A 21,361-nucleotide genomic window follows, 5' to 3' on the forward strand; every position below is an offset into this window, starting at 1 on the left:
ATCCATAACTCATCATTGCACACCAACGCCGAACGGCGTTGGTGAAGCGGCACTTTATCCATCATTTCCATCACAGGTACCAGAATCTTGGCTCAATCGCAGTCAGAAGATTTTGGCGATGCCTTGCATTACGCCCGCTTGCCGAATTCCGCTTCCGCCACAGTCCACCGCACGGCCTGCTCGCTCAGGCTGACACCGAGCCCCGGCCGGGTCGGCACGAGCATGCGGCCATCCTTGATCTCCAACCGCTCATTGAACAGCGGTTCGAGCCATTCGAAATGCTCCACCCACGGTTCGCGGGGATAAGCGGCGGCAAGATGCACATGCAGTTCCATCGCAAAATGGGGCGCGATCATCAGTCCTGCATGCTCGGCCATCGAAGCCACCTTCAGAAACGGCGTGATGCCTCCAACGCGTGGAGCATCCGGCATGACGTAATCCGCGGATCGTTGCCTGATCAGTTCCCAATGTTCAGCCACGCTCGTCAGCATCTCGCCGGTCGCAATCGGCGTATCGAACTGCGCGGCAAGTGCGGCATGCCCCTCCGCGTCGTAACAGTCCAGCGGCTCTTCAATCCACACCAGGTTGAACTGTTCCATGATGCGGCACATCCGCTGCGCGGTAGGACGATCCCATTGCTGATTGGCGTCGACCATGAGGGGAAAGGCATCTCCCAAATGCTTGCGCACCGTTTGGACGCGATGAATGTCCAGTGCGCAGTCGGGCTGCCCGACCTTGAGCTTGATGCCGCCTATCCCGCGCTCGCGCGACATGTCGGTGTTTTTCACCAGTTGATCCAGCGGCGTATGCAGGAAGCCGCCCGAGGTGTTGTAGCAGCGAACCGAGTCGCGATAGGCGCCCAGCAGCTTTGCAAGCGACAGGCCGGCACGCTTGGCCTTCAGATCCCACAGCGCCACGTCGAAGGCGCCGATTGCCTGGGTCGACAATCCGCTGCGGCCGACCGATGCGCCTGCCCATGCGAGCTTGTCCCACAGGCGCGCGATGTCGCTTGCGTCCTCCCCCAGTAGAACGGGCGCGATCTCCTTGGCATGGGCGAACTGTCCCGGTCCGCCGGCACGCTTGGAATAGCTGAATCCGATGCCGCGATGGCCGCTGCCCGTTTCGATTTCCGTGAACAGCATGGCAATCTCGGTCATCGGCTTCTGGCGGCCGGTCAGAACCTTGGCATCGCTGATCGGATTGGCCAATGGCAGCGTCACCGAAGCCACGCGGACCCAGGCGATCGCATCGTCGCTGGCGGAAGAAAAGGCGCTATTGTGAGACATGATGAAATGCTTTCCTTATGCAATAAAAATGGAGCGGCGATATGCCTGGCCTTGGGTAGCGTTGATTACGCTACCCGCTTAATCGATGGTGATGTTTCCGTCATGAATCACCCTCTTCCAGCGCTCAAGCTCGGCGGACTGGAATTTCCTGAATTCCTCAGGGCTGTTGCCGACCACGTCGAAACCTTGCTCGGTCAGGCGCTGCCTGACGTCCGGCTCGTTCAGGATGCCGACGATGGCGCCATGCAATTTGGCCTTCACTTCCGGCGCCAGACCGCGGGGCGCCGCGACGGCTTGCCAGGATGTGACCTCGAGGTCCTTGATCCCCGCTTCATTCATCGTCGGCACCGAGGGCAGCAACGAAGATCGCTTGTCGCTGGTGATCGCCAGTGCTTTCAGCTTCCCCGATTTCACATGAGGGATGACCACATTCAGATTCTGGAACGACGCCTCCGCATGGCCGGCCATGACATCGCCGAGGACCGCCGCACCGCCCTTGTATGGAATATGAACGCCGTTCGTGCCCGTCTTCTGCCAGAACAGCGCTGTCGTCAGATGATCCGATGTGCCGGCGCCCGACGTGCCGAACGAAACCTTCTGCGGATTCTTCTTCAGATACGCGATGAATTCGGCGACCGTGTTGGCCGGAAGACTGGGATTGACGACCAGCACATTCGGCGCCCGAACCGCAACCGTGAGCAGGTCGAAGTCTTTCGAGGGGTCGTAAGCCAGCTTCTTCTGCAGATGCGGATTGACGGAATAAACGCCGATGGATGCGACAAGAATCGTGTAGCCGTCTGCGGGCGCATTCTTTACGAAACCTGCGCCGATGGCACCCGTCGCGCCTGGCTTGTTTTCCACGATCATCGGCTGGCCGAGCTTGGTCTGGATTCTTGCGCCTATCGTGCGCGCGATCATGTCGGTCGATCCGCCCGGCAGGAACGGAACGATGGCCGTGACGGGTTTTTCGGGATAGTCGGCGGCGTGTGTCAGCGTCGCAGTCAGTACGGCGCCGACGACTAATGCGGACAGGAATTTCCGGGCATTCATGAATGTCTCCGTAGGTGTTGTGGTTATGTCGCTGCAGATGCGAGCTGTCTCTGCACATCGATGAACGGATGCGGCCGGGCTCGGGCAACGGGAACGATGGCGTCCGCCTCATGCTTGATCGCTTCAGCGAACAGCGGGCATTCGGTTGATTTATTCTGGCAGCAGCTCAGCGGAATGACTCGCCAGCCGGCGCATTCCTGTTATGCGGATTTCGCATAAGTTGCCATTGCAGCAACTCCGGTTCCACCATGTTTCGGGAATGATGATTCGCGATGATTTCGCAGGAAGGCCGGCGACTCTCGGCTTTCGTATCCAGCCAAGGATTCAATGCAGCCTTGCATCCGCCCATCCGCCCGTGCGAACCAGTTCCTCGACTTCCGCGCGGATGATTTGCGTGATCGACCGGAGATGGCTCAACGGCGCCCGGTTCTGGGAGAATGCCAGCACCACCTTGCGTTCCGCAGTCACGCCTTCGAGTTTCACGGCAAGCAGCCTTCCGGTCGTGACTTCCTCACGCACGGCGGCCAATGGCAATAGCGTGTAGCCGCATCCCATCTGGACAAGGCGTTTCGTGACGGAGATGGAGGTATTGGATTCCATCACCACGTTCAGGGAGACATTGCTGTCCTGTGCGAATGTCTCCGCCATCATGCGCAGGCCATGGGGCGCGCTCGGCAGGATCATCGGCAATTGCCCGAGGACGTGAACGGGGATGGACGTGCCGATATGCGTATGCGAAGGCGGCGCGATCAGCCATACAGGCTCGGTGAGCAGGGTTTCCACCTTAACGCCGGTGACGTTGGGCTGCGCATACAAGACCGCAAGATCGGCTTCGCCGGCGGTCAGCAGCGACAGCATGTGAACGCCGACGCCTTCAATGAAGCGAACCCTGGTATTCGGATACTGCCGCTGGAACCTGAGGCCGACTGCCCCGAACAGAATGCTGGCAATCGTGGGATGCGCGGCGATAACCGCTTCCGATGGGCCCTGGGAGGAAAAGGCTCCGAGCGCGCGCTGCGCCTCTTCAATCGTCATGGTGACTTGCCTGGCATAGGCAAGCAGCGCGTGACCGGCATCGGTCAGCTGAATTCCGCGCCCGCCGCGGTGAAAGAGCCGCGTTTTCGCATCAGCCTGGAGCCGCATCATGTGCCGGCTCACGGTGGACTGATTCGTTCCCAGCTCGATCGCAGCGCGGGACAAGCTTCCGCATGTGGCGACCCGCACGAAGCATTCAAGATCTTCAGAATTCATGGCGAACGAAAGGCTGGAATAAAGCGCATAGCTTACTTTCCTTTCCCTTTGCAGCCAATGCCAATGCCGCCGTGCCCCGGCCGGTGGATTGCCCCGGGGCTGTCTTTTGCAGCCGCCGGGTCATGTCGCAGCGCGATGAAGCGTGAACAGCCTCTATGCCGTCTTGTACTCGCGCGCGGGAAGCACCGTGCCTTTGCACTCGCCGAAGCCGATACGTGCCGCACCGGGCTTCTCGCACCAGCCGCGCAGCACCACGGAATCGCCATCCTCAAGGAATGCCCTGCTCTCGCCGTTCGGCAGCTGCAGGGGCTGCTTGCCGCCCTGCGTCAGTTCGACCAGCGCGGCCGCCTGGTCCAGGCTCGGGCCTGACAGCGTGCCGCTGCCGAAGAGATCGCCCGGCTGGAGGTTGCAGCCGTTGACCGTATGGTGCGCAACCAGCTGCGCCACCGTCCAGTAAGCATGGCGGTAGCTGGTGCGGCAGATGGTCGCTTCCTGCACTTGCGCTTCGCGCATCTTCGCTGTCGACAGGCCGACTTCCAGCTGAATGTCGAGCGAACCGGACTGGCGGTTCTGCTCAGAATCGAGGTAAGGCAAGGGCTGCGGATCTTCGCTCGGGCGGGAGAACGGCACGCGGTAGGGCGCCAGCGCTTCCAGGGTCACGATCCATGGCGAAATCGTCGATGCGAAGTTCTTGGAAAGGAAAGGGCCGAGCGGCTGATATTCCCAACCCTGGATATCGCGCGCGGACCAGTCATTGAGCAATGCGATGCCGAACACATGGTCTTCCGCGTTCTGTATGCCGATGGGCTCGCCGAGAGCATTGCCCGTGCCGACGAAGATGCCGAGCTCAAGCTCGATATCGAGCCGCTTGCTGGGGCCGAAAGACGGTGCGGAAGCGCCCGGCGGCATGGTCTGACCTACCGGCCTGTGGAATTCACGGCCGGAAACGACGATGCTCGACGAGCGGCCGTGGTAGCCAATCGGCACCCACTTGTAATTCGGCAGCAGGGGATTGTCCGGCCGGAACTGCTTGCCGATGTTGGTTGCGTGATAGACGGAGGTGTAGAAGTCGGTGTAATCACCGATGCGCGCCGGCACGTCGTATTCGACGTCGGTCTGGGCGACGAGGCAGGACTGCAAGTCCTTCTCTTCCTTCGCGCCTTCCCGCAGCGCCCTCGACAGCGCCAGCCGAAGCGCGCTCCACGCCTGCGCACCCAGGGCCATGAGCGCATTCAGCTTGTCCTGGGCACCGGCCTGCAGCAGCTTTCTGATGTCTTCGCTGAATGATGGCACTTCGGCTGCGAGACGAAGATCGAGGATCTGGTCGCCGATCGCCACGCCGCAGCGGAACGGCTCACCCGTGTTGCGGCGGCGGAAGACCGCAAAAGGGAGGTTCTGGATCGGGAAATCCGTGCCGACCGTGTTCGCCGAAGCAACCCAACTGCGCAGCTGCAGATCGTGTGTCTCATTAAGCGTATGCATCATCAATATCCTTACTGGTTACTGTCGCCGATTGCCATTAGAGCAGGATATGCCGGGCATTGCTCCGGTGCAAACGGCAAGCGGCGGGAAGATAACGTTAGACTATGGCAGCCAAGACTATAGGAGTTTGGCGAATGGATTAACATGCAAATACGCAAATTCCCTCTATTTAGCATGTCAATAATGCACACGATGCCGCCGATTGCATTTGCACAAGCCGGGAAGCAGCAAGTTACTCCGCCTTGATTCCGGCTTCCTTGATGACTTTGCCCCATTTGAGGGTATCGGCCTTCTGTATTTCAGCCAGTTCCTGCGGTCCGCCGGCCACCGGCGTGATGCCCAGCCCTTCCAGCTTGGCCGTCACCGCAGGTTCGGCCAGAATGCGCTTGACTTCGGTGGACAGGCGCCGCGTGATTGCATCGGGAGTGCCTGCGGGCAGATAGACCGCCTGCCACTGCTCCGCCACGAAGTCCGGTACCCCGGCCTCCGCCATGGTCGGTACCGCAGGCAGGGGCTTGAGCCGCTCCTTCGACGTCACTGCCAGCGCCTTCAGCTTGCCGGATTGAATATGAGGCAGTGCCGCAGCAATCGGCGCGAACATCATGGTCGCGTGTCCTGCCAGCACATCCTGCAATGCGGGAATATCTCCCTTGTAGGGCACATGCAGCATGTCGATCCTGGCCTGCATCTTGAGGAGTTCGCCCTGCATTTGCAGGATGGTGCCGTTTCCGCCGGAGGCGAAGACGAGTTGCCCCGGCCGCTTGCGCGCGTCGGCGATCAATTCTCCCAGGCTGCGATACGAGCTGCTGCCGGCGACTACCGCAACATGCGGCACCGTGCCGACAAGGGCCACCGGCTGGAATGATTTGACCGGATCGTAGGTCAGCTTCGGCACCAGGTTGGGAACGATGGCCTGCGGCCCGATGGAAGTGCCGAGAATGGTGTAGCCGTCCGGCGCCGAGCGGGCGACAAAGGCCGACCCGATGGCGCCCGTCGCACCGGGCTTGTTATCGATGATCACCGTGCCCGGCAGGATCGCACCCAGGCGCTGCGCGATCAGGCGGCCGACGATGTCGGTGGTGCCGCCGGGCGGATAGGGAACAACGTAGGTGATGGTCTTGCTCGGCCATGCGTCCTGCGCACCGGCGGGAATCTGCGCTGCAAGAGCGAGTACGGCGGCGACACAGGCGGCCGGCCTGAGAAAGCGTGTGCTGAACATGGGGTCCTCCTTTAAAGCACAGGTTGCTTCTGTTGCGGAACCCGTTTCACCTCCGTCTGACAGACGATGCAACAGGTTCCATACGTCCTAAAATCCATAAAGCGCGGCGGGATTGTCGACGAGGATTCGTGTTCTTGCCGCCTCGCCCTCCGTCCAGTCAAGCAGTAGATCAAGCAGACGTGCATCATCGGGCATCGGACGTTCGCCCATGGAGGCAACGGCGTGCGGCCAGTCGGAGCCCCAGACGATGCGGTCCGGCGCCGCATGGATGTATGCCTTGGCCAGCTCCTTGATGTCGCCATAGTCAGGCGCCCCTTCCTGGCTCAGGAGATAGGCGCCGCTCAGCTTTACCCATGCCTTTCCGGAGTCGAGCAGGTCTCGAATGATGTTGCAGGCGGGATGAGCGGTGCCGGATGCGACATCGATACGCCCGAAGTGATCGAACACGATGTGAACGGGCAGGCGCTTCAGCAACGCTTCGCACTCCACCAGGCGGGCAGGAGGCATCAGGAGCTGGATATGCCAGCCCAGGGCCGCAATCCGCGCGGCCAGCGGCTCCATGTCGGCCGCCGCGGATGAATTGCCTCTTGCAAGGTTGAAGCGCAGACCGCGAACCCCGCCCTGATGCAGGCGTGCAAGTTCATTGTCGGAAACCGTTTGATCGACGACCGCGATGCCCCGGGCGCACTCGCCCAACTGGGCCACTGCGTCCAGCATCAGGCTGTTGTCGGTGCCGTAGGTGGAAGGCGTCACCACGACGACGCGGCTGGTTCCCAGGCGGCGCTGCAAGCGCCGGTAATCTTCCACTGAGGCATCCGGCGGCGTCAGGGTTGCGCCCGGGGCAACCGGGCAGCGGCGATCGTACACATGCATGTGGCAGTCGCAGGCATTCTCCGGCGCCAGGAGCGTCGGCAGTCCGGATCCGGCACTGAACGGCACTGCCGACGGATTGTTATTTGCCTGAACGGCCAGGACAGGGTGTGACATGTTTCATCCTTTTACTCAAGTGCCCACACCGCGACGGCATGTCGCGGCGGGCATCCTGCCAAGCTTACCGTCCATGCATCGAACGGTCTTGCAGGCAGAATGCCCGCCTCACCCTTCTGGTTATCAGAAACGGTGGCGCACGCCGACGAGCACGCCGGTCTGGTTCTCGCCCGCCACGATAGACGAGCCGACGCCGCTCAAGCCGAGGTTGGAGCCCGCCTTGTTGCGTGCCAGGCCGAGATTGCCATACACATCGGTGCGCTTGGACAGCGAATAGACTGTCGACAGCACGAAGCTTGTCGGGTCAGCCTGCGACCCCTTGCGGTCAGTCCGGTACACCGCGCCATTGATCACGACCGACGGCGCAGCCTTGTAGGATGCACCGAGCCAGTAGACGTCCGCACGAACTGCCGGTGTTCCCGCCGCAACGATTTCATCCTTCAGCCAGCGATAGGCGCCGAACAGCTTGACGGCACCGAGATCATAGCTGGCGCCGGCCATGATTCGCTTGGAGCTTTGCCCTGCGGTGGCAATGGTGTTGCCCTGGAACTGGTCATAAGCGATGCCGACGCCGATCGGTCCGCCGGCATAGTTCAGCCCGGCGCCGATGTTGCGGGATACCCTGGAGTTGCCCGGAACTTCGCCATCCTGGTTGCGGCCGAAGCTGTACAGGGCGGTTGCAGTGAAGCCGCCGACATTGCCGGTGTACTTGACGGTGTTGTCGATGCGGCCGGTGAAGTTCGCATCATGCATGAGCGCCGAATAGCGTGCGGAAAACGTCATCGGGTCGTACTTGATCATCAGGTCGTAGAGCGCATTCTGCTGACGGCCGAAGGTCAGCGCGCCCAGCTCGGATTGCAGACCGACGAATGCATTGCGTCCGAACAGGCGGCCGCCCTGCGCCAGCGCACCGGTGTCGATCTCGAATCCGTTTTCCAGCGTGAAAATCGCCTTGAGTCCCGATCCCAGATCTTCAGTGCCGCGGAAACCGATACGCGAACCGGACAGGTTGCCGCTTGCCATGCGCACTAGGTTCTCGCTGTTGGCCGGCGTTCCGCCGGCATTGGTTAGATATTCGATGCCGACGTCGGCGATGCCGTAGATCTGCACGTTGGTTTGCGCCGATGCACTTGCTGCTGCCATTGCTCCAAATGCACCGATTACACCGATTGCGGCGGCCAGATTCTTTTTCATATTGCCTCTCCCTTGTTGAAATTATTAAAAGTTGTGCCGATGTCACGGCACGACGCACGCGGCGGATGCTCCTGTCGTCATAGATGTCTCGCAGACGAAGAAGCCTCCAGCCGCATGTACGACGTGGTACGACTTGCGATGCAAGAAGTTCGGTAGTGCGAAGCCGCCTGCTTATGCAGCCTGCTTCAGTCGATGAATCGGACAGCCCGGCGCAGACATGTCTGCCCGCAAAACGGTGCCCGAAACGGATTCGGTAAAGAATGCGGTCGTGCGGTTTGCGCCGCCGAAAGCGACATTAGTCAGCGATGCGCCCAGTGGGCTGCGGATGACTTCAACCGGTTCTCCCCGGTGATTCAATACCCAGGCATGGCCGAGCCCTGGATTGGCGACGATGAGCCGTCCCTCCGCATCCATCGCCAGCCCGTCCGGTCCGCTGGGGCCGTAGGAAGTGAAGAACTGACCCACTTTTCCGACCGAGCCGTCCGCAAAGAGCGGAATGCGCCAGACGCTGTTGGCGCGCGTCATGGCGACATACAGCACTTTTTCATCGGGAGACAGGACGAGCCCGTTGGGGCTGGGGCCGTTGGTAATCAATGCGTCGAGCCGTCCGGAAGGACTGAGACGAAAGACCCTGCCGGTCGGATCGCTCATTCCGGTCTGTCCCTGATCCGTAAAGTACAGGTTGCCCGTTGAGTCGAAGACCAGATCGTTGATGCCTTTGAAGCGCTCCGTGTTGCGCCGCTCAAGAAAAGGTTCGACCTTGCCGGTTGCGATATCGAGCCTGACCAGCCCGTTCCTGTAATCGGCGATCAGCAGATGTGAACGCGACAGGAACTTCATGCCGTTGGGTTCGCCGTCATACTCTGCGATCAGCGTCCACTGCCCTTGCGGATCGATGCGGAAGATGCGTCCGAAAGGTATGTCGGTGACGAAGAGATTGCCCTCGTTGTCAAATACCGGACCTTCGAGAAAGGAATCGATGCGGACGCCACCGCGGTTGGCATCGGCCCACACCGATGCCGTATCTTTCTTCCGGAACGCGTCCGGCATCGGGCTGAAGATTTCCGCAGTCCGGACGATCGGTTGTTGCAGCAGAAACATGGCGCCCTCTTATTGACGTTCGACGTTGGCCTTCTTCGACACCGGTTCCCAGCGCGCCGTCTCTTCCCTGATCAGCTTGCTGAAAGCCGCAGGTTCCATGCCGCCCGGTTCCGCGCTCATCGATGCGAGGAACTGCTTCATGTCGGGCGTATTCAGCGCCTTCTTCACTTCGGCATGCAGGCGCGTGATGACGGCATCCGGGGTGCCTGCCGGCGCGGCAAGGCCCGACCAGTTGACTACGCCGAATGCGGGAACCCCGGCTTCCGCGAATGTGGGAATGTCCGGGAAGGATTCCAGCCGCTTGCTGCCGCTGACGGCAAGCGCTCTTACCTTCCCGCCCTTGATCTGCGAGCTTGCGGAAGGTGTCGAAACGAACAGCATGTCGACCTGGTTCGAGATCAGGCCGGTCATCGCTTCACCTGCGCCCTTGTACGGCACATGCATGAGCTGCACGTTGGCCGCCATGGCGAACGCTTCGGCGGAGAAGTGCGGCGCGCTGCCGCTGCCGCCGGTGCCGTAGGTGAGCTTGTCTGGATTGGATCGTGCTTCGGCTACCAGCGACTTCAGATCCTTGTAGGGCGACTCGCTGCGCACTGCGATCACTACCGGCGTGAAAGCTGCGACAGTAATGGGCGTCAGCGCCTTCGCATGGTCCCAGGGCAGCTTCTTGAATACGTAAGGCAGCACCGAGTAGGTATTGTCGATGGCGAGCAGGGTGTAGCCATCCGCGTCGGAGCGGGCGACCTGTTGCGTGCCGATGGTGCCGGTCGCGCCGGGCTTGTTTTCGATGACGAACGGCTGCCCCATCTGTTCCTGCAGCTTCTGCGCGACCTTGCGCGCCACCACGTCGACCGCACCGCCGGGCGAATAGGGAACGATGATCCGTACCGGCTTTTCCGGGTAGCCTGCGGCGTGGGCATGGAGTGATGCAAGCGCAGCCAGCGCGGCTGCGGCGAATGTGCGAATGAACATGATGTCTCCTGCGGTGAGGAATCGATGGAATTGAGCGCGCTTTTCGTGCGCGCTTCATCAGGGGAATCCGGGCTCAGGCCGTTGCGGCTGCACCCAGCACGGCGAGCACGTTGGCAGCGGCCCCTGTGCCCATGCCGATATAGGCATCGCCCGTCACGCCGCCGATATGGGGCGAAAGGATGGCGTTGCGCACGTTGGCGAAAACATGTCCGGCCGCCAGCGGTTCGGTCTGGAAGCTGTCGAGGCCGGCGGAACGCAGCTTGCCGGAGTTCAGCGCTTCGAGAAGAGCCGCTTCGTCGATCAGCCCGCCGCGGGCGGTATTGACGATGATGGCGCCGTCGCGCATCAATGCGATGCTGTCGCGGTTGATCATGTTCCTATTGTCCGCGGTGAGCGGGCAGTGCAGCGAAACGATATGCGCGTCGCGGTAGAGCTCTTCGAGCGAGCACAGGGTGACGCCGGCAGGAGCAGCCTTCGCGTACGGATCATAGGCAATCACCTTCATGCCGAACACGTTTCCTGCCTCGGCGACACGCGATCCGATCGCTCCCAGGCCGACCAGCCCAAGCGTCTTTCCCTTCAGCTCGAGGCTCTTGTGGGTCGCCTTGTCCCAATGCCCGGCATGCATGCGCTGGTCGAGATGAACGACATCCTTGGCGCAGGCGAAGATCAGCGCCCAAGTATGCTCAGCCACGGCCGGGGCATTCGCCCCTACGGCCGCCTTGACTGCGATACCGCGCTCCTGCGCCGCCTTGGAATCGATCGTGTCGATGCCGGTGCCGTGCTTGGAAATGACGCGCAGCTTCTTGCTCGCATCCATGACGCGCGCAGGAATTTTTCCGTATCGCACGATGATGCCGACCGGCTGATGCTTCTCGCACAATGCGACCAGGCTGTCTTCGTCAGGCGTCTTGCCCGCATAGACCAGCTCGAAGTCTTTAAGCATGGCAACGGCTTCAGGTGCGAGGTCGGCTCCGGTGACGAGGATGACGTCTTTGGATGCGGTCGTCATAGTGTTTCACCTTCCTTAAGTACGCCGGCAGTGCGCAGCGCGCCATCGAGCCAGCTCGGGCGCAGCTGCTTGCGGTCCAGGATGCCCTGGATGCGCTTGGTTTCATCGTCGAGCTTCTTGGCCGCCGGCGCAAGCAGGGAGGCTGCCTTTTCGCGTTCGATGACGACCACGCCATCTGCATCGCCGACCACCAGGTCGCCCGGCTTGACGGCCACGCCGCCGACAGTCACCGGCCAGTTCACGCGGCCGGAAACGGCCTTGGTCGGACCATTCGGGTTGGTGCCGAAGGAGAATACCGGGAAGCCGAGTTCACGCAGTTCCTCCACATCGCGAATGGCGCCATCCACGATGACACCGGCCAGGCCCATGACCTTGCACTGGTTCATCATGATGGCGCCCATCAGCGCGGAAGTCTGATCGCCCTTGCCGTCAATCACCAGCACGTCGCCCGGCTGGGCGATTGCGATGGCGGCGTGGATCATCAGGTTGTCGCCGGGACGGACGTCGACCGTGATCGCCGGACCTGCAACCTTCATCGTCGGCGCAACCGGGGAAATGCGGCCGTGCAAGGCGCCGCGGCGGCCGTTGACGTCGGCCAGGATGGCAGCCTGGAATTTGCCGGCCTGCGCGGCGATGTCTGCGGGAACGCGTTCGATGTCGCGGATGACATCCGGGAGCTGGTTTGTGTCTTGAGTCATTTTGCTTCTCTATGCGATTGAGTAACTAAATAAGGAGGGCAGGTTGCCGGCGCAATGTTTAATCGATCTTTGCGCCGGACTCCTTGACGATCTGGCCCCACTTGACGATGTCGGTCTTGAGCAGGCTGGCGAATTCCTCGGGCGTGCTGCCGTGGGCATCGCCGCCTTCGGCGCCGATCTTCTGCTGCACGTCCTTCGACTGCAGGGCTTTGTTGACTTCGGTGTTGAGGCGGGCGACGATTGGCGCAGGCGTTCCGGCAGGCACCAGCAATCCGAACCAGGTAATCGCGTTGAAGCCCTTGTAGCCCGACTCGTTGATCGTCGGCACCTGAGGCAGATCGTCCGAGCGCTTGTCGGAGGTCACCGCCAGCGGACGCAGCTTGCCGCTCTTGATCTGGGACATCGCCGAAGGCACCGACGACATGTAGAGCTGCACCGAGCCGCCCATCAGGTCGGTGATGGCCTGCGTCGAACCTTTATAGGGCACATGCTGCAGCTTGATGCCGGCTGCTTTCTGAAGCAGTTCGCCGGTCAGATGCGCGACCGTGCCATTTCCCGGCGATGCGAAGGTAAGGTCTCCCGGCTTCGCCTTCGCCGCGCTGACCACGTCGGCAAGCGTTTTATACGGCGAGTTCGCGGCGACAACCAGTACCAGCGGAGCGGTCGCCACGGTCGTGACCGGCACGAAATCCTTGAGCGGGTTGTACGGCAGCTTCGTGTACAGGGTGGGATTGACGGCAAGATTGCTGGTCTGGCCCATTACCACGGTATAGCCGTCGGCCGGAGATTTCGCGGCAAGGTCGACGCCGATATTGCCGCCCGCTCCGGGCCGGTTGTCGACGATAACCGTCCACTTCAGGTTTTCCTGCAGCTTGTTGCCGACAAGGCGCGCCACGATGTCGGTGCCTCCGCCTGGGGGAAATGGGACGATCAGGCGGATGGGCTTGTTCGGATAGGGCTGCTCTGCCGATGCGCTCATGACGCAGGCGCCGAGGGTCGCGGCAAGCAAGAGGCGGGGAAGGGTTTTCATCGCTAAGTGTCTCCATGTTGTATGTGCTGCGGGTGACGCGGTCTGTTCGACTCCGGACCTCTTTCTTCCCGAGCCGAAAGGCAACTACGTAAGGGGCGGGAAGTCGGTTCGACAAGCAGCAAGTGGAATGAATTATGTGTGACATAATCCGAAACATCTAATCGATAATTTTTTCAGATTGATAAATATGGCTTTTGATATCGACCTGCGGGATCTGCGCTATTTCGAAACCATTGCCAAGCTGCAGCACGTTGGCCGGGCAGCCCAGCAACTGCACCGGACGCAACCCGCCCTGACGAGCGCGGTGCGGCGTCTTGAAGACGTGTGCGGAGCGCCGCTGTTTGAAAAGTCGGGGCGCGGAATCCGCCTGGCGCCTGCCGGGGAAGTTCTCTTGAGATGGGCTCAGCGCATGCGCTTCGACATCGAAGATGCGCAGCGGGAGATTGCGGACCTGGGCAAGGGGCTTTCCGGGCAGGTGCGCATCGGCATCGTTCCCACCGCATCGCAATTCCTGCTCCCGGCCGTCGCCAGGCAGCTGCTGGGGGAAGCACCGGAGGTGACGTTGAAAACAGTGGTCGGCCTGGTGGATACCATGAAGCCCTTGTTGCGCGCCGGAGAGCTTGACGTTGTGGTCGGCACGGAAAGCAGCCCCGATCCGCAGTTCGTTTCCAAGGTGTTATCCGAAGACCAGATTGTGGTCGCGGCGCATGCAAGGCATGAATTATTCCGAACCAAGCCGAAGCTCGCCGACCTCACGAAATACAGGTGGGCACTGCAGCCGCCCGGAGCGCCAACACGCGACTGGCTTGACTACGCTTTTGAACGAAAGCGCCTGCCGCGGCCGAATGTCCAGGTGGAAGCCAGCATGCTGCTGACCTTGCCAGCGCTGATCGCGGAAACGGGCCTGCTCAGTTTTATCTCGCGGCATCATCTGAGTGCCGGCACCAACACGGCATTGAAAGAAGTCGAGCTGAGGGAAACGACGATGCGCCGGCGGCTGGTTGTGACATACCGGAAGGACGGCTACCTGCCTCCGGCCGCGAAGAGATTGATCCAGCTCTTCGAGGAAACGGCAAGGAGCCGGGACAGCGTGTGGGGAGAATGACATCGGCCTGGCGCCTGTCAACCAGGCGCCAGGCCGATTCGAATTTACAGTCGTTCGACAATCGTCACATTGGCCATGCCGCCGCCTTCGCACATGGTCTGCAAACCGTAGCGTTTGTTGCGTTTCTTCAGCGCATGCACCAGCGTGGTCATCAGCTTGGTGCCGGACGCACCGAGCGGATGGCCGAGTGCGATTGCGCCGCCATTGACATTGAGCCTGTCGGGATCGGCGCCTGTCGCCTGCAGCCAAGCCAGGGGAATCGGCGCGAAGGCTTCATTGACTTCGAACAGGTCGATGTCGTCGATCTTCATGCCGGCCTTCTGCAGCGCACGCAGCGTTGCCGGGATCGGTGCTTCCAGCATGATCACCGGATCATGCCCCAGCAGGCTCAAGTGGTGGATGCGCGCAAGCGGTTTGAGGCCATGCGTCTTCAATGCCTTCTCGCTGACCACCATCACGCCGGTGGCGCCGTCGCAGATCTGGCTGGCATTGGCAGCAGTGATCACGCCGCCTTCCTGCAGCAGTTTCACGCCCTGTATGCCCTCGATTGTCGCATCGAAGCGGATGCCTTCGTCGACCGCATGCATGTCTGCGCCGGCGCTGCCGTCGGCGGCACGCACTTCCACCGGCAGGATCTCGTCGCTGAAATTGCCGTCGCGGGTGGCGGCAATGGCGCGCTGGTGGCTGCGGTATGCATATTCGTCAAGTACGTCCTTGGCCAGGCCGTATTTCTTCGCCACCATTTCCGCGCCCATGAACTGGCTGAAATCCGGCACTTCGGCATAGCGCTGGCGAATGTTCGGGCTCATGTAGTAGCCCATGCCGTTCTTCTTCGGCAGGATGGACGGCGAACCCATGGGCACGCGGCTCATGCTTTCCACGCCGGCGGCGATGACGACGTCCATGGTGCCCGACATGACTGCCTGCGCCGCGAAATGCAGCGCCTGCTGCGAGGAGCCGCATTGGCGGTCGACCGAGGTGCCGGGTACCGATTCCGGCAGCTTCGATGCCAGCACGGCATTGCGGGCGACGTTGGTGGACTGCTCGCCGACCTGGCTGACGCAGCCCATGATCACGTCCTCGATCTGCGCGGGGTCGATGCCGCTGCGGTCGACGAGTTCATCGAGCACCTTGGCGGCGAGATCGACGGGATGCCAGCCGGAGAGTCGGCCGCCGCGTTTTCCGCCGGCGGTTCTGACAGCGGCTACGATGTAGGCTTCGGGCATGTTGGTTCCTTGTTTCGTGTGTTAATTTAAGAAATCAAATTTTCCGGTATTTGGCCGATGCGCCTCGCTCCCTTCTCCTGCAAGCGGGGCGTAGGCAGGGTTTCGCAAACCATCGGTTTGCGCTGCCGTAGCCGATTCGGCTTGCAAGCCGAATCGTGGGGCGCGGAGCGAGGGTCGGGGATGAGGGCAATTGCACCACCTCATGCGGTCTTGCCAAACGCCCTCACCCCTGCCCCTCTCCCGCCTGCGGGAGAGGGGTTCCTTTTTGCCAATACTGTCATTCCTTAGTATTACCGCCCCACAAACCGCGGCTTCCGTTTTCCGAAAAACGCTTCCAGCGCCTCGCGAAAATCCTCAGTCGCCGCGCTCGCGCGGAAGTTGTCGCGTTCCGCATCCAGCTGCGCCGGCAACTCATTATCGAACGATTGCCGCATGAGCCGCTTCATCCTGCCGTACGCCAGCGTCGGGCCGGCCGCAAGCCGGCTGGCCAGTTCATCGGTGGCCGCGTCCAGCTCCGCAGCCGGCACCACGCGATTCACCAGTCCCAGCCGCAGTGCTTCCTGCGCATCGAGACTGTCGCCCAGCAGCGAGATCGCCATCGCATTGCGCAGGCCGACCAGGCGCGGCAGATGCCAGGAACCGGACAGATCGCAGCTGGCTCCAACGTTGATATACGCAAGATTGAAACGCGCATCGTCGGCAGCAATGGCAAGATCGCAGGCCATCGCCAGGCTCATGCTGCCGCCGGCGACATTGCCGCGCAGGCTGGCAATGACGGGTGCATCCAGCGCGGCGAGCATTCTGATCGATGCATGCAGGGGCTCGATCAGCGCCATGGCGGTCGCGGGTGCATCGCTGCGCATCGAGGCAAGGTCGCCGCCGACGCCGAAGGACTTGCCCTCGCCTTTCACGACCACCGCCCGCACGCCCGGATCGGCGGACAGTTCGCTGCAGCAGGCATGGAAGGCTTGCGCCGTGGGCACGTCCAGCGCGTTGTGGCTGCCCGGCCGGTTCAGCACCAGCCAGGCAACAGCGCCTTCGCGCCGCAGTAACACGGGACTGTCTGCATGAGCCATGATCTTCTCCTCATTGAAATTGATTTTCAGGCGGCCTTTCCCGCACGCTTGCGTACCGGCGCCTGCGCAGCCTGCTTGCCCTTTTCTTTGCTGGCTGTCTGCGTCGCCTCGTTGCGGCAGACGCCGAGAGACAGCAGTTCTATCATCTGGCGCGCGATGTCGTCCGCGCTCAGCGGTCCGTCCGGGGAGTACCAGCGCCCTATCCAGCTGAGCGCGCCGGCGATGGTGAAGGCCGCCATCTTCGGATCGCAGGGCGCCATCGAACCCTCCTCGATGCCCTGCTGGATCAGCTGCCGGAATTCCATGTCGAGCTCGCGCTTGATGGCGCGCAGCTTCTTGCGGCTCTCCAGCGGCAATGGATCCTCGCCGACGCGGATGACGCACATGCCGAAATCCATGGTCACGATTTCGGCATACTGGCGCATCGCGGCAAACAGCTTGTCCTTCGCGGTGCCGCCGGATTGCCCGACTCCGCGTATCGCTTCCTGCAGCAGAACCAGCCCGCGGCTGACGCACTGGAACAGGATGTCGTCCTTGTTCTTCACGTAGTAGTAGAGCGTCGGCTTGGTGATATGCAGGCGCTCGGCCACGTCGTCCAGTGACGTCGCATGGAAGCCTTTCTCGTTGAACATCTGCGCGGCCGTACGCAGTACGGCATCGCGCTTGGCCTCCCGCTCCTTTGCAATGTCCCGGGTCTTCTTCCATGGCGACTCCGGCGCCGCTGCGCCTGCCGTTGCTGCAGTGCCGGTTCTGGCGGCCGCTGTTTTCCTTGTAGCCATCAATCCCGTTTCGTTTGATGCAGGCATCAGGCGTACATCGCCTCGATCTCCTGCACATAGGTTTTGTAGATGCTGGCGCGCCGCACCTTCATGGTGGCCGTGACTTCACCGTCGTCGTGGTCGAGTTCCTTGGTCAGCAGATGAAAGCGCCGCACATGCGACACCTGCGCCAGACGTGCATTGCCGGCATCGATTTCCGACTGGATCAGCTCTCGCACTTCCGGCGCCTCGGCCAGCGAACGGAAATGGGTGAAGGCAATATTGCGTGCTTCCGCCCACTGGGCCACCGCATCATAATCGATCTGGATCAGCGCCGAGACGAACTTGCGGGCATCGGCGACCACGATGCATTCCTTGATGTAGCGGCTAGCCTTCATGGTGTTCTCGATCTCGGACGGCGTCAGGTTCTTGCCGCCGGCGGTGATCATGATGTCTTTCAGGCGGTCGACGATCTTAAGCACGCCGCCTTCGTCTCGCACCACGTCGCCGGTATGCAGCCAGCCGTCGATGATGGCGGCAGCCGTGGCTTCCGGGTTCTTGTAATAGCCCTTGAAGACCACCGGGCCGCGCAATTGCAACTCGCCCTGCGCCGACAGCCGGACTTCGACGCCCACGGTCGGCACGCCGACATTGCCCACCTTCACCGCATCCGACTTTTGTCCAAGCACCATGCCGCTCGACTCGGTCATGCCGTACACCTCGATCAGCGGCACGCCCATGGTGCGGAAGAACTGCACGATGGCGGGGGAAATCGGCGCGGCGCCAGTGAGCGCAATGCGGGCCCGGCGCAGGCCGATGAAATTCTGCAGCGCGCGGAAGATCAGCAGGTAATACATGCCATACAGCATGCGTTCGCTTGCAGTGCGCTGGTGTGCAGCCTTTTCCGCGAAGGGCATGCAATGACGCATCGCCTGGGTGAACAGCCATTGCTGCAAGGCGCCGGACTCCTGCATCTTGATGGAAATGGCCGAATGCAGTTTTTCCCAAATGCGCGGCACGCCGAGGAACATGCTGGGCGCGACTTCGCGCAAGTCTTCCTGCACCGTGCGGATTGACTCGCCGAAATCGACCCTGGAACCGAGATACAGCGGCACGAAGGCAGTCAGCATCTGCTCCGCCACATGGCAAAGCGGGAGATAGGAAAGATGGGTGGTATCCGGACGAAGTCCGAGACGTTCGATCACGCCGGGTGCCATCGCGGCGATGTTGGCATAGCTGATCATCGCGCCCTTGGGCTTGCCGGTCGAGCCCGAGGTATAGATGATCAGCGCGGTGTCTTCCATGGTTTGGCCGTCCAGGCATTGATCGACCAAACCCACCTGCTCGCGCTCATGGGCCGCGCCGCGCTTTTCCAGCTCGGCAAAGCTGATGACTCGATGCGGATCGCGCGCCTGCGTGTCGGCGAAGCCTTTCTTCTCGATCACCACGATGGTTTTCAGCATGGGCAGCTGGTCGCTGGCTTCCAGCACCTTGTCGGCCTGTTCCTGGTCTTCGCAGATGATGATCTGCGCATCGGAATGGTTCAGCACATAGGCGATCTCGTTGACCGGGCTGGTCGGATAGACGCCGACCGTCACTGCGCCGACCAAGCCTGCGCCGAGCTGAGAAAGAACCCATTCGGTGCGGTTCTCGGAAATCACGGCGATATGGCCGCCGGGCGGCAGGCCGAGCGCACGATAGCCGAGGCCGACATGGCAGGCGCGGCGGTAATAGCCGCTCCAGCTCAGCGGCCGCCAGATGCCGTATTCCTTCTGGCGGATGGCGACGCTGTGGGGCCGCAGGCGGGCATGCTCGCGCAGCATCTGCGGCTGGGTCTTGGTGAAGGCGATGGTTTCCATGTCGCGATGTGTTGATGTCAGGACAGCCAGCGCTTGCGGCGCTTGTAATGCTTGAGTTCGCGAAAGCCCTTGGCGGCGCCTTCCGATCCCACGCCGAGATAGAATTCGCGCACGTCGGGGTCCGACGCCAGCTTATCCGCGCTGCCGTCGATGACGACCTTGCCGGTTTCCATGATGTAGCCGTAGTCGGCCACCGCCAGCGCGATCGAAGCGTTCTGCTCCACCAGCAGCATCGAGACGCCGCGCTCGGCATTGATGCGGGCGATGATGTCGAAGATGGTTTCCACCAGCACCGGCGACAGGCCGAGCGAAGGTTCGTCGAGCAGCATCAGTTTGGGCTGCGCGATCAATGCACGGCCGATGGCCAGCATCTGCTGCTCGCCGCCGGACAGGTAGCCGGCCAGTCCATTGCGACGTTCATGCAGCCGGGGGAAGTACTCATACACCAGGTCGAAGTCGGGTTTCCTGCCATCCTGCAGCGCATAGCTGGCGGCCACCAGGTTTTCCTCCACGCTCAGGTCCTCGAACACGCGGCGCCCTTCCATCACATGAAAGAGCCCGGAACGCACCAGTTCATACGGATGGGCATGGGTGGTGGTGCCGCCCTGGAAGCGCACTTCACCGCGCGTCACCGCACCGTCTTCCAGCGGCAGCAGGTTGGAAATTGCCTTGAGCATGGTCGACTTGCCGGCGCCGTTGCTTCCCAGCAGCGCCACGATCTTCCCGCGCGGAACGGCAAGCGACAGGCCGCGCAGCACCTGTACCGCCTTGTTGTAGACCACCTCGATGTTGTTGACTTCGAGGACCATGTCTTCGCTTGCGACCATGCTCATCTAAGCTCCTCGCTTACTGGCTCAGGGTGATCCAGTCGGAGGCCGGCAGCATCTTCTTCTGCTTCATGTCTGCCTTGTAAATGCGGCCCACCGGGATGGAATTGCCCTTGATCGAGATCGGCGTGCCGATGATGCCGCCGGTGTCGAAGTTCTGGATCGAGTTCAGCGCCGCCTTCAGGTTCTTGCCGTCCAGCGGCTTGCCGGCATCCAGCGTGCGCTTGACGGCTTCCGTCATCAGCATGGCGGCGAGGAAGCCCTGGGTGTAGGCAGTGCTCTGGTACTCGGGACGAATCTGGCGGATTTTTTCCATCATCGGCGACTTGCCTTCGGTATCGTAGTGATAGCGGTAAGGCATCACGCCCATGAAGCCGTCGGCTGCGTCGCCCATGCGCATCACGGTGGAATTGTCCATGGTCCAGAAGGTGCCCATGAAGGCCGATTTCATGCCCATGGACTTGGCCTGGTTGATGAATTCCGGGATCGGCGCAAGCACATAGCCGTGGAAGATGGTGTAGTCGGGGTCGGCGCGGCGCAGCTTGATCACTTCCGCCGAGACATCCACGCTTGACGGCGGCGTCACGATTTCGCTGACCAGGTTCAGGCCGAGCTTCTTGGTGGCAGCACGCGTGCCTTCCACCGGATCGCGGCCGAATTCGGTGTCGGAGTAGACCAACGCCACCTTCGCGCCCGGCTTGGTCTTGGCGATGTAGTTCAGCAGGATGCCGACCATCTCGGTGTAGTCGGGGCCGACCATGAACTGCAGCGGATATTTCTGCGGATCGTTGAGTTCCTTGGCAAAGGAGGCGCCAGTCATCAGCATGCTGCCGGCGCGCTCCAGCTCGGGATTGACGGTCTTAGAGAAGCCGGTCGAATCCGCGTAGTAAAGGTTGACCTTGTGCTGGCTGGTGATCTTCTTGAAGGCGGCCATAGAGACATCGACCTTGTAGCCGGTATCCTCCGGCACATACTGGATCTTGCGCCCCTTGATGCCGCCGGCATCGTTGACGATCTTCAGATAATCCTTGATGCCGGCATCGATGCCGATGCCGGCGAACGCGAACACGCCGGTCATGGGTATCGAGCCGCCCAGCACGATATCGCCCTGTCCGCCCTGCTGGGCGCCCTGCGCCGAAGCGTTCGCAGCCAAGCCGAGGGTGCCGGCCGCGGCCAGCGCCGCCAGCCATTTCTTGATCGGATTGCCAAACATGTATCGTCTCCTCTT

Annotated in this window: 19 protein-coding genes; 1 reads left to right on the forward strand and 18 read right to left on the reverse strand. The window is 61.7% G+C overall.

Annotation, left to right across the window (positions count from 1 at the left end):
• Positions 1-128: 128 nt before the first annotated feature.
• The 12 genes from IGW03_RS08780 to IGW03_RS08835 all read right to left on the reverse strand — a co-directional run bounded on the left by IGW03_RS08780 (position 129) and on the right by IGW03_RS08835 (position 13,282).
• A complete protein-coding gene (locus IGW03_RS08780) occupies positions 129-1,286 on the reverse strand; it encodes an L-talarate/galactarate dehydratase (RefSeq protein WP_194722161.1) in 1,158 nt (385 codons plus the stop codon).
• A 78-nt stretch (positions 1,287-1,364) separates the two neighbouring features.
• Complete coding sequence (locus tag IGW03_RS08785) at positions 1,365-2,336, reverse strand: Bug family tripartite tricarboxylate transporter substrate binding protein (protein ID WP_194722162.1); 972 nt, start codon at positions 2,334-2,336, stop codon at positions 1,365-1,367.
• A gap of 324 nt (positions 2,337-2,660) precedes the next feature.
• Positions 2,661-3,587, reverse strand: coding sequence for a LysR family transcriptional regulator (locus IGW03_RS08790; RefSeq protein WP_194722163.1), 927 nt, complete (start codon positions 3,585-3,587; stop codon positions 2,661-2,663).
• Between the two features lie 153 nt (positions 3,588-3,740).
• On the reverse strand, positions 3,741-5,069 hold the full coding sequence (gene fahA, locus IGW03_RS08795; protein ID WP_194722337.1) for a fumarylacetoacetase: 1,329 nt from the start codon (positions 5,067-5,069) through the stop codon (positions 3,741-3,743).
• Positions 5,070-5,301: 232 nt separating this feature from the next.
• Complete coding sequence (locus IGW03_RS08800; RefSeq protein ID WP_194722164.1) at positions 5,302-6,288, reverse strand: Bug family tripartite tricarboxylate transporter substrate binding protein; 987 nt, start codon at positions 6,286-6,288, stop codon at positions 5,302-5,304.
• 87 nt (positions 6,289-6,375) lie between these two features.
• Positions 6,376-7,275, reverse strand: a complete 900-nt coding sequence (locus IGW03_RS08805; protein ID WP_194722165.1) for an amidohydrolase family protein — start codon at positions 7,273-7,275, stop codon at positions 6,376-6,378.
• 123 nt (positions 7,276-7,398) lie between these two features.
• Positions 7,399-8,469: a porin gene (locus IGW03_RS08810; RefSeq protein ID WP_194722166.1), complete on the reverse strand. Its 1,071-nt coding sequence runs from the start codon at positions 8,467-8,469 to the stop codon at positions 7,399-7,401.
• Positions 8,470-8,640: 171 nt separating this feature from the next.
• Positions 8,641-9,570, reverse strand: coding sequence for an SMP-30/gluconolactonase/LRE family protein (locus IGW03_RS08815; RefSeq protein ID WP_194722167.1), 930 nt, complete (start codon positions 9,568-9,570; stop codon positions 8,641-8,643).
• Positions 9,571-9,579: 9 nt separating this feature from the next.
• The gene (locus tag IGW03_RS08820; RefSeq protein ID WP_194722168.1) at positions 9,580-10,542 is read right to left on the reverse strand and encodes a Bug family tripartite tricarboxylate transporter substrate binding protein; all 963 of its coding nucleotides are present in this window, start codon (positions 10,540-10,542) and stop codon (positions 9,580-9,582) included.
• A 73-nt stretch (positions 10,543-10,615) separates the two neighbouring features.
• A complete protein-coding gene (locus tag IGW03_RS08825) occupies positions 10,616-11,554 on the reverse strand; it encodes a hydroxyacid dehydrogenase (protein WP_194722169.1) in 939 nt (312 codons plus the stop codon).
• Positions 11,551-12,252 carry an RraA family protein gene (locus IGW03_RS08830; protein WP_194722170.1) on the reverse strand — a complete coding sequence of 234 codons (702 nt, stop codon included), beginning with the start codon at positions 12,250-12,252 and terminating at the stop codon, positions 11,551-11,553. The genes IGW03_RS08825 and IGW03_RS08830 overlap by 4 nt, the downstream gene beginning before the upstream one ends.
• A 58-nt stretch (positions 12,253-12,310) precedes the next feature.
• Entirely contained in the window at positions 12,311-13,282 is a 972-nt protein-coding gene (locus IGW03_RS08835; protein ID WP_194722171.1) for a Bug family tripartite tricarboxylate transporter substrate binding protein, read from the reverse strand.
• A gap of 187 nt (positions 13,283-13,469) precedes the next feature.
• Here IGW03_RS08835 and IGW03_RS08840 point away from each other — a divergent pair, with 187 nt between their 5' ends.
• Positions 13,470-14,387, forward strand: coding sequence for a LysR family transcriptional regulator (locus tag IGW03_RS08840; RefSeq protein WP_228535253.1), 918 nt, complete (start codon positions 13,470-13,472; stop codon positions 14,385-14,387).
• Between the two features lie 44 nt (positions 14,388-14,431).
• On the opposite strand, the gene IGW03_RS08845 is transcribed toward IGW03_RS08840, so the two are convergent.
• The 6 genes from IGW03_RS08845 to IGW03_RS08870 all read right to left on the reverse strand — a co-directional run bounded on the left by IGW03_RS08845 (position 14,432) and on the right by IGW03_RS08870 (position 21,346).
• Entirely contained in the window at positions 14,432-15,613 is a 1,182-nt protein-coding gene (locus tag IGW03_RS08845) for an acetyl-CoA C-acetyltransferase (RefSeq protein WP_194722172.1), read from the reverse strand.
• Positions 15,614-15,903: 290 nt separating this feature from the next.
• Positions 15,904-16,689, reverse strand: coding sequence for an enoyl-CoA hydratase/isomerase family protein (locus IGW03_RS08850; RefSeq protein ID WP_194722173.1), 786 nt, complete (start codon positions 16,687-16,689; stop codon positions 15,904-15,906).
• Between the two features lie 26 nt (positions 16,690-16,715).
• On the reverse strand, positions 16,716-17,468 hold the full coding sequence (locus tag IGW03_RS08855) for a TetR/AcrR family transcriptional regulator (protein ID WP_194722174.1): 753 nt from the start codon (positions 17,466-17,468) through the stop codon (positions 16,716-16,718).
• Between the two features lie 26 nt (positions 17,469-17,494).
• Positions 17,495-19,306: an AMP-dependent synthetase/ligase gene (locus IGW03_RS08860; protein ID WP_194722175.1), complete on the reverse strand. Its 1,812-nt coding sequence runs from the start codon at positions 19,304-19,306 to the stop codon at positions 17,495-17,497.
• A gap of 17 nt (positions 19,307-19,323) precedes the next feature.
• The gene (locus IGW03_RS08865) at positions 19,324-20,133 is read right to left on the reverse strand and encodes an ABC transporter ATP-binding protein (protein WP_194722339.1); all 810 of its coding nucleotides are present in this window, start codon (positions 20,131-20,133) and stop codon (positions 19,324-19,326) included.
• Positions 20,134-20,152: 19 nt separating this feature from the next.
• The gene (locus IGW03_RS08870; protein ID WP_194722176.1) at positions 20,153-21,346 is read right to left on the reverse strand and encodes an ABC transporter substrate-binding protein; all 1,194 of its coding nucleotides are present in this window, start codon (positions 21,344-21,346) and stop codon (positions 20,153-20,155) included.
• Between the last annotated feature and the right edge of the window lie 15 nt (positions 21,347-21,361).

This window comes from Noviherbaspirillum malthae (genome assembly GCF_015352985.1).
Classification (GTDB): Bacteria; Pseudomonadota; Gammaproteobacteria; order Burkholderiales; family Burkholderiaceae_D; genus Noviherbaspirillum; species Noviherbaspirillum malthae.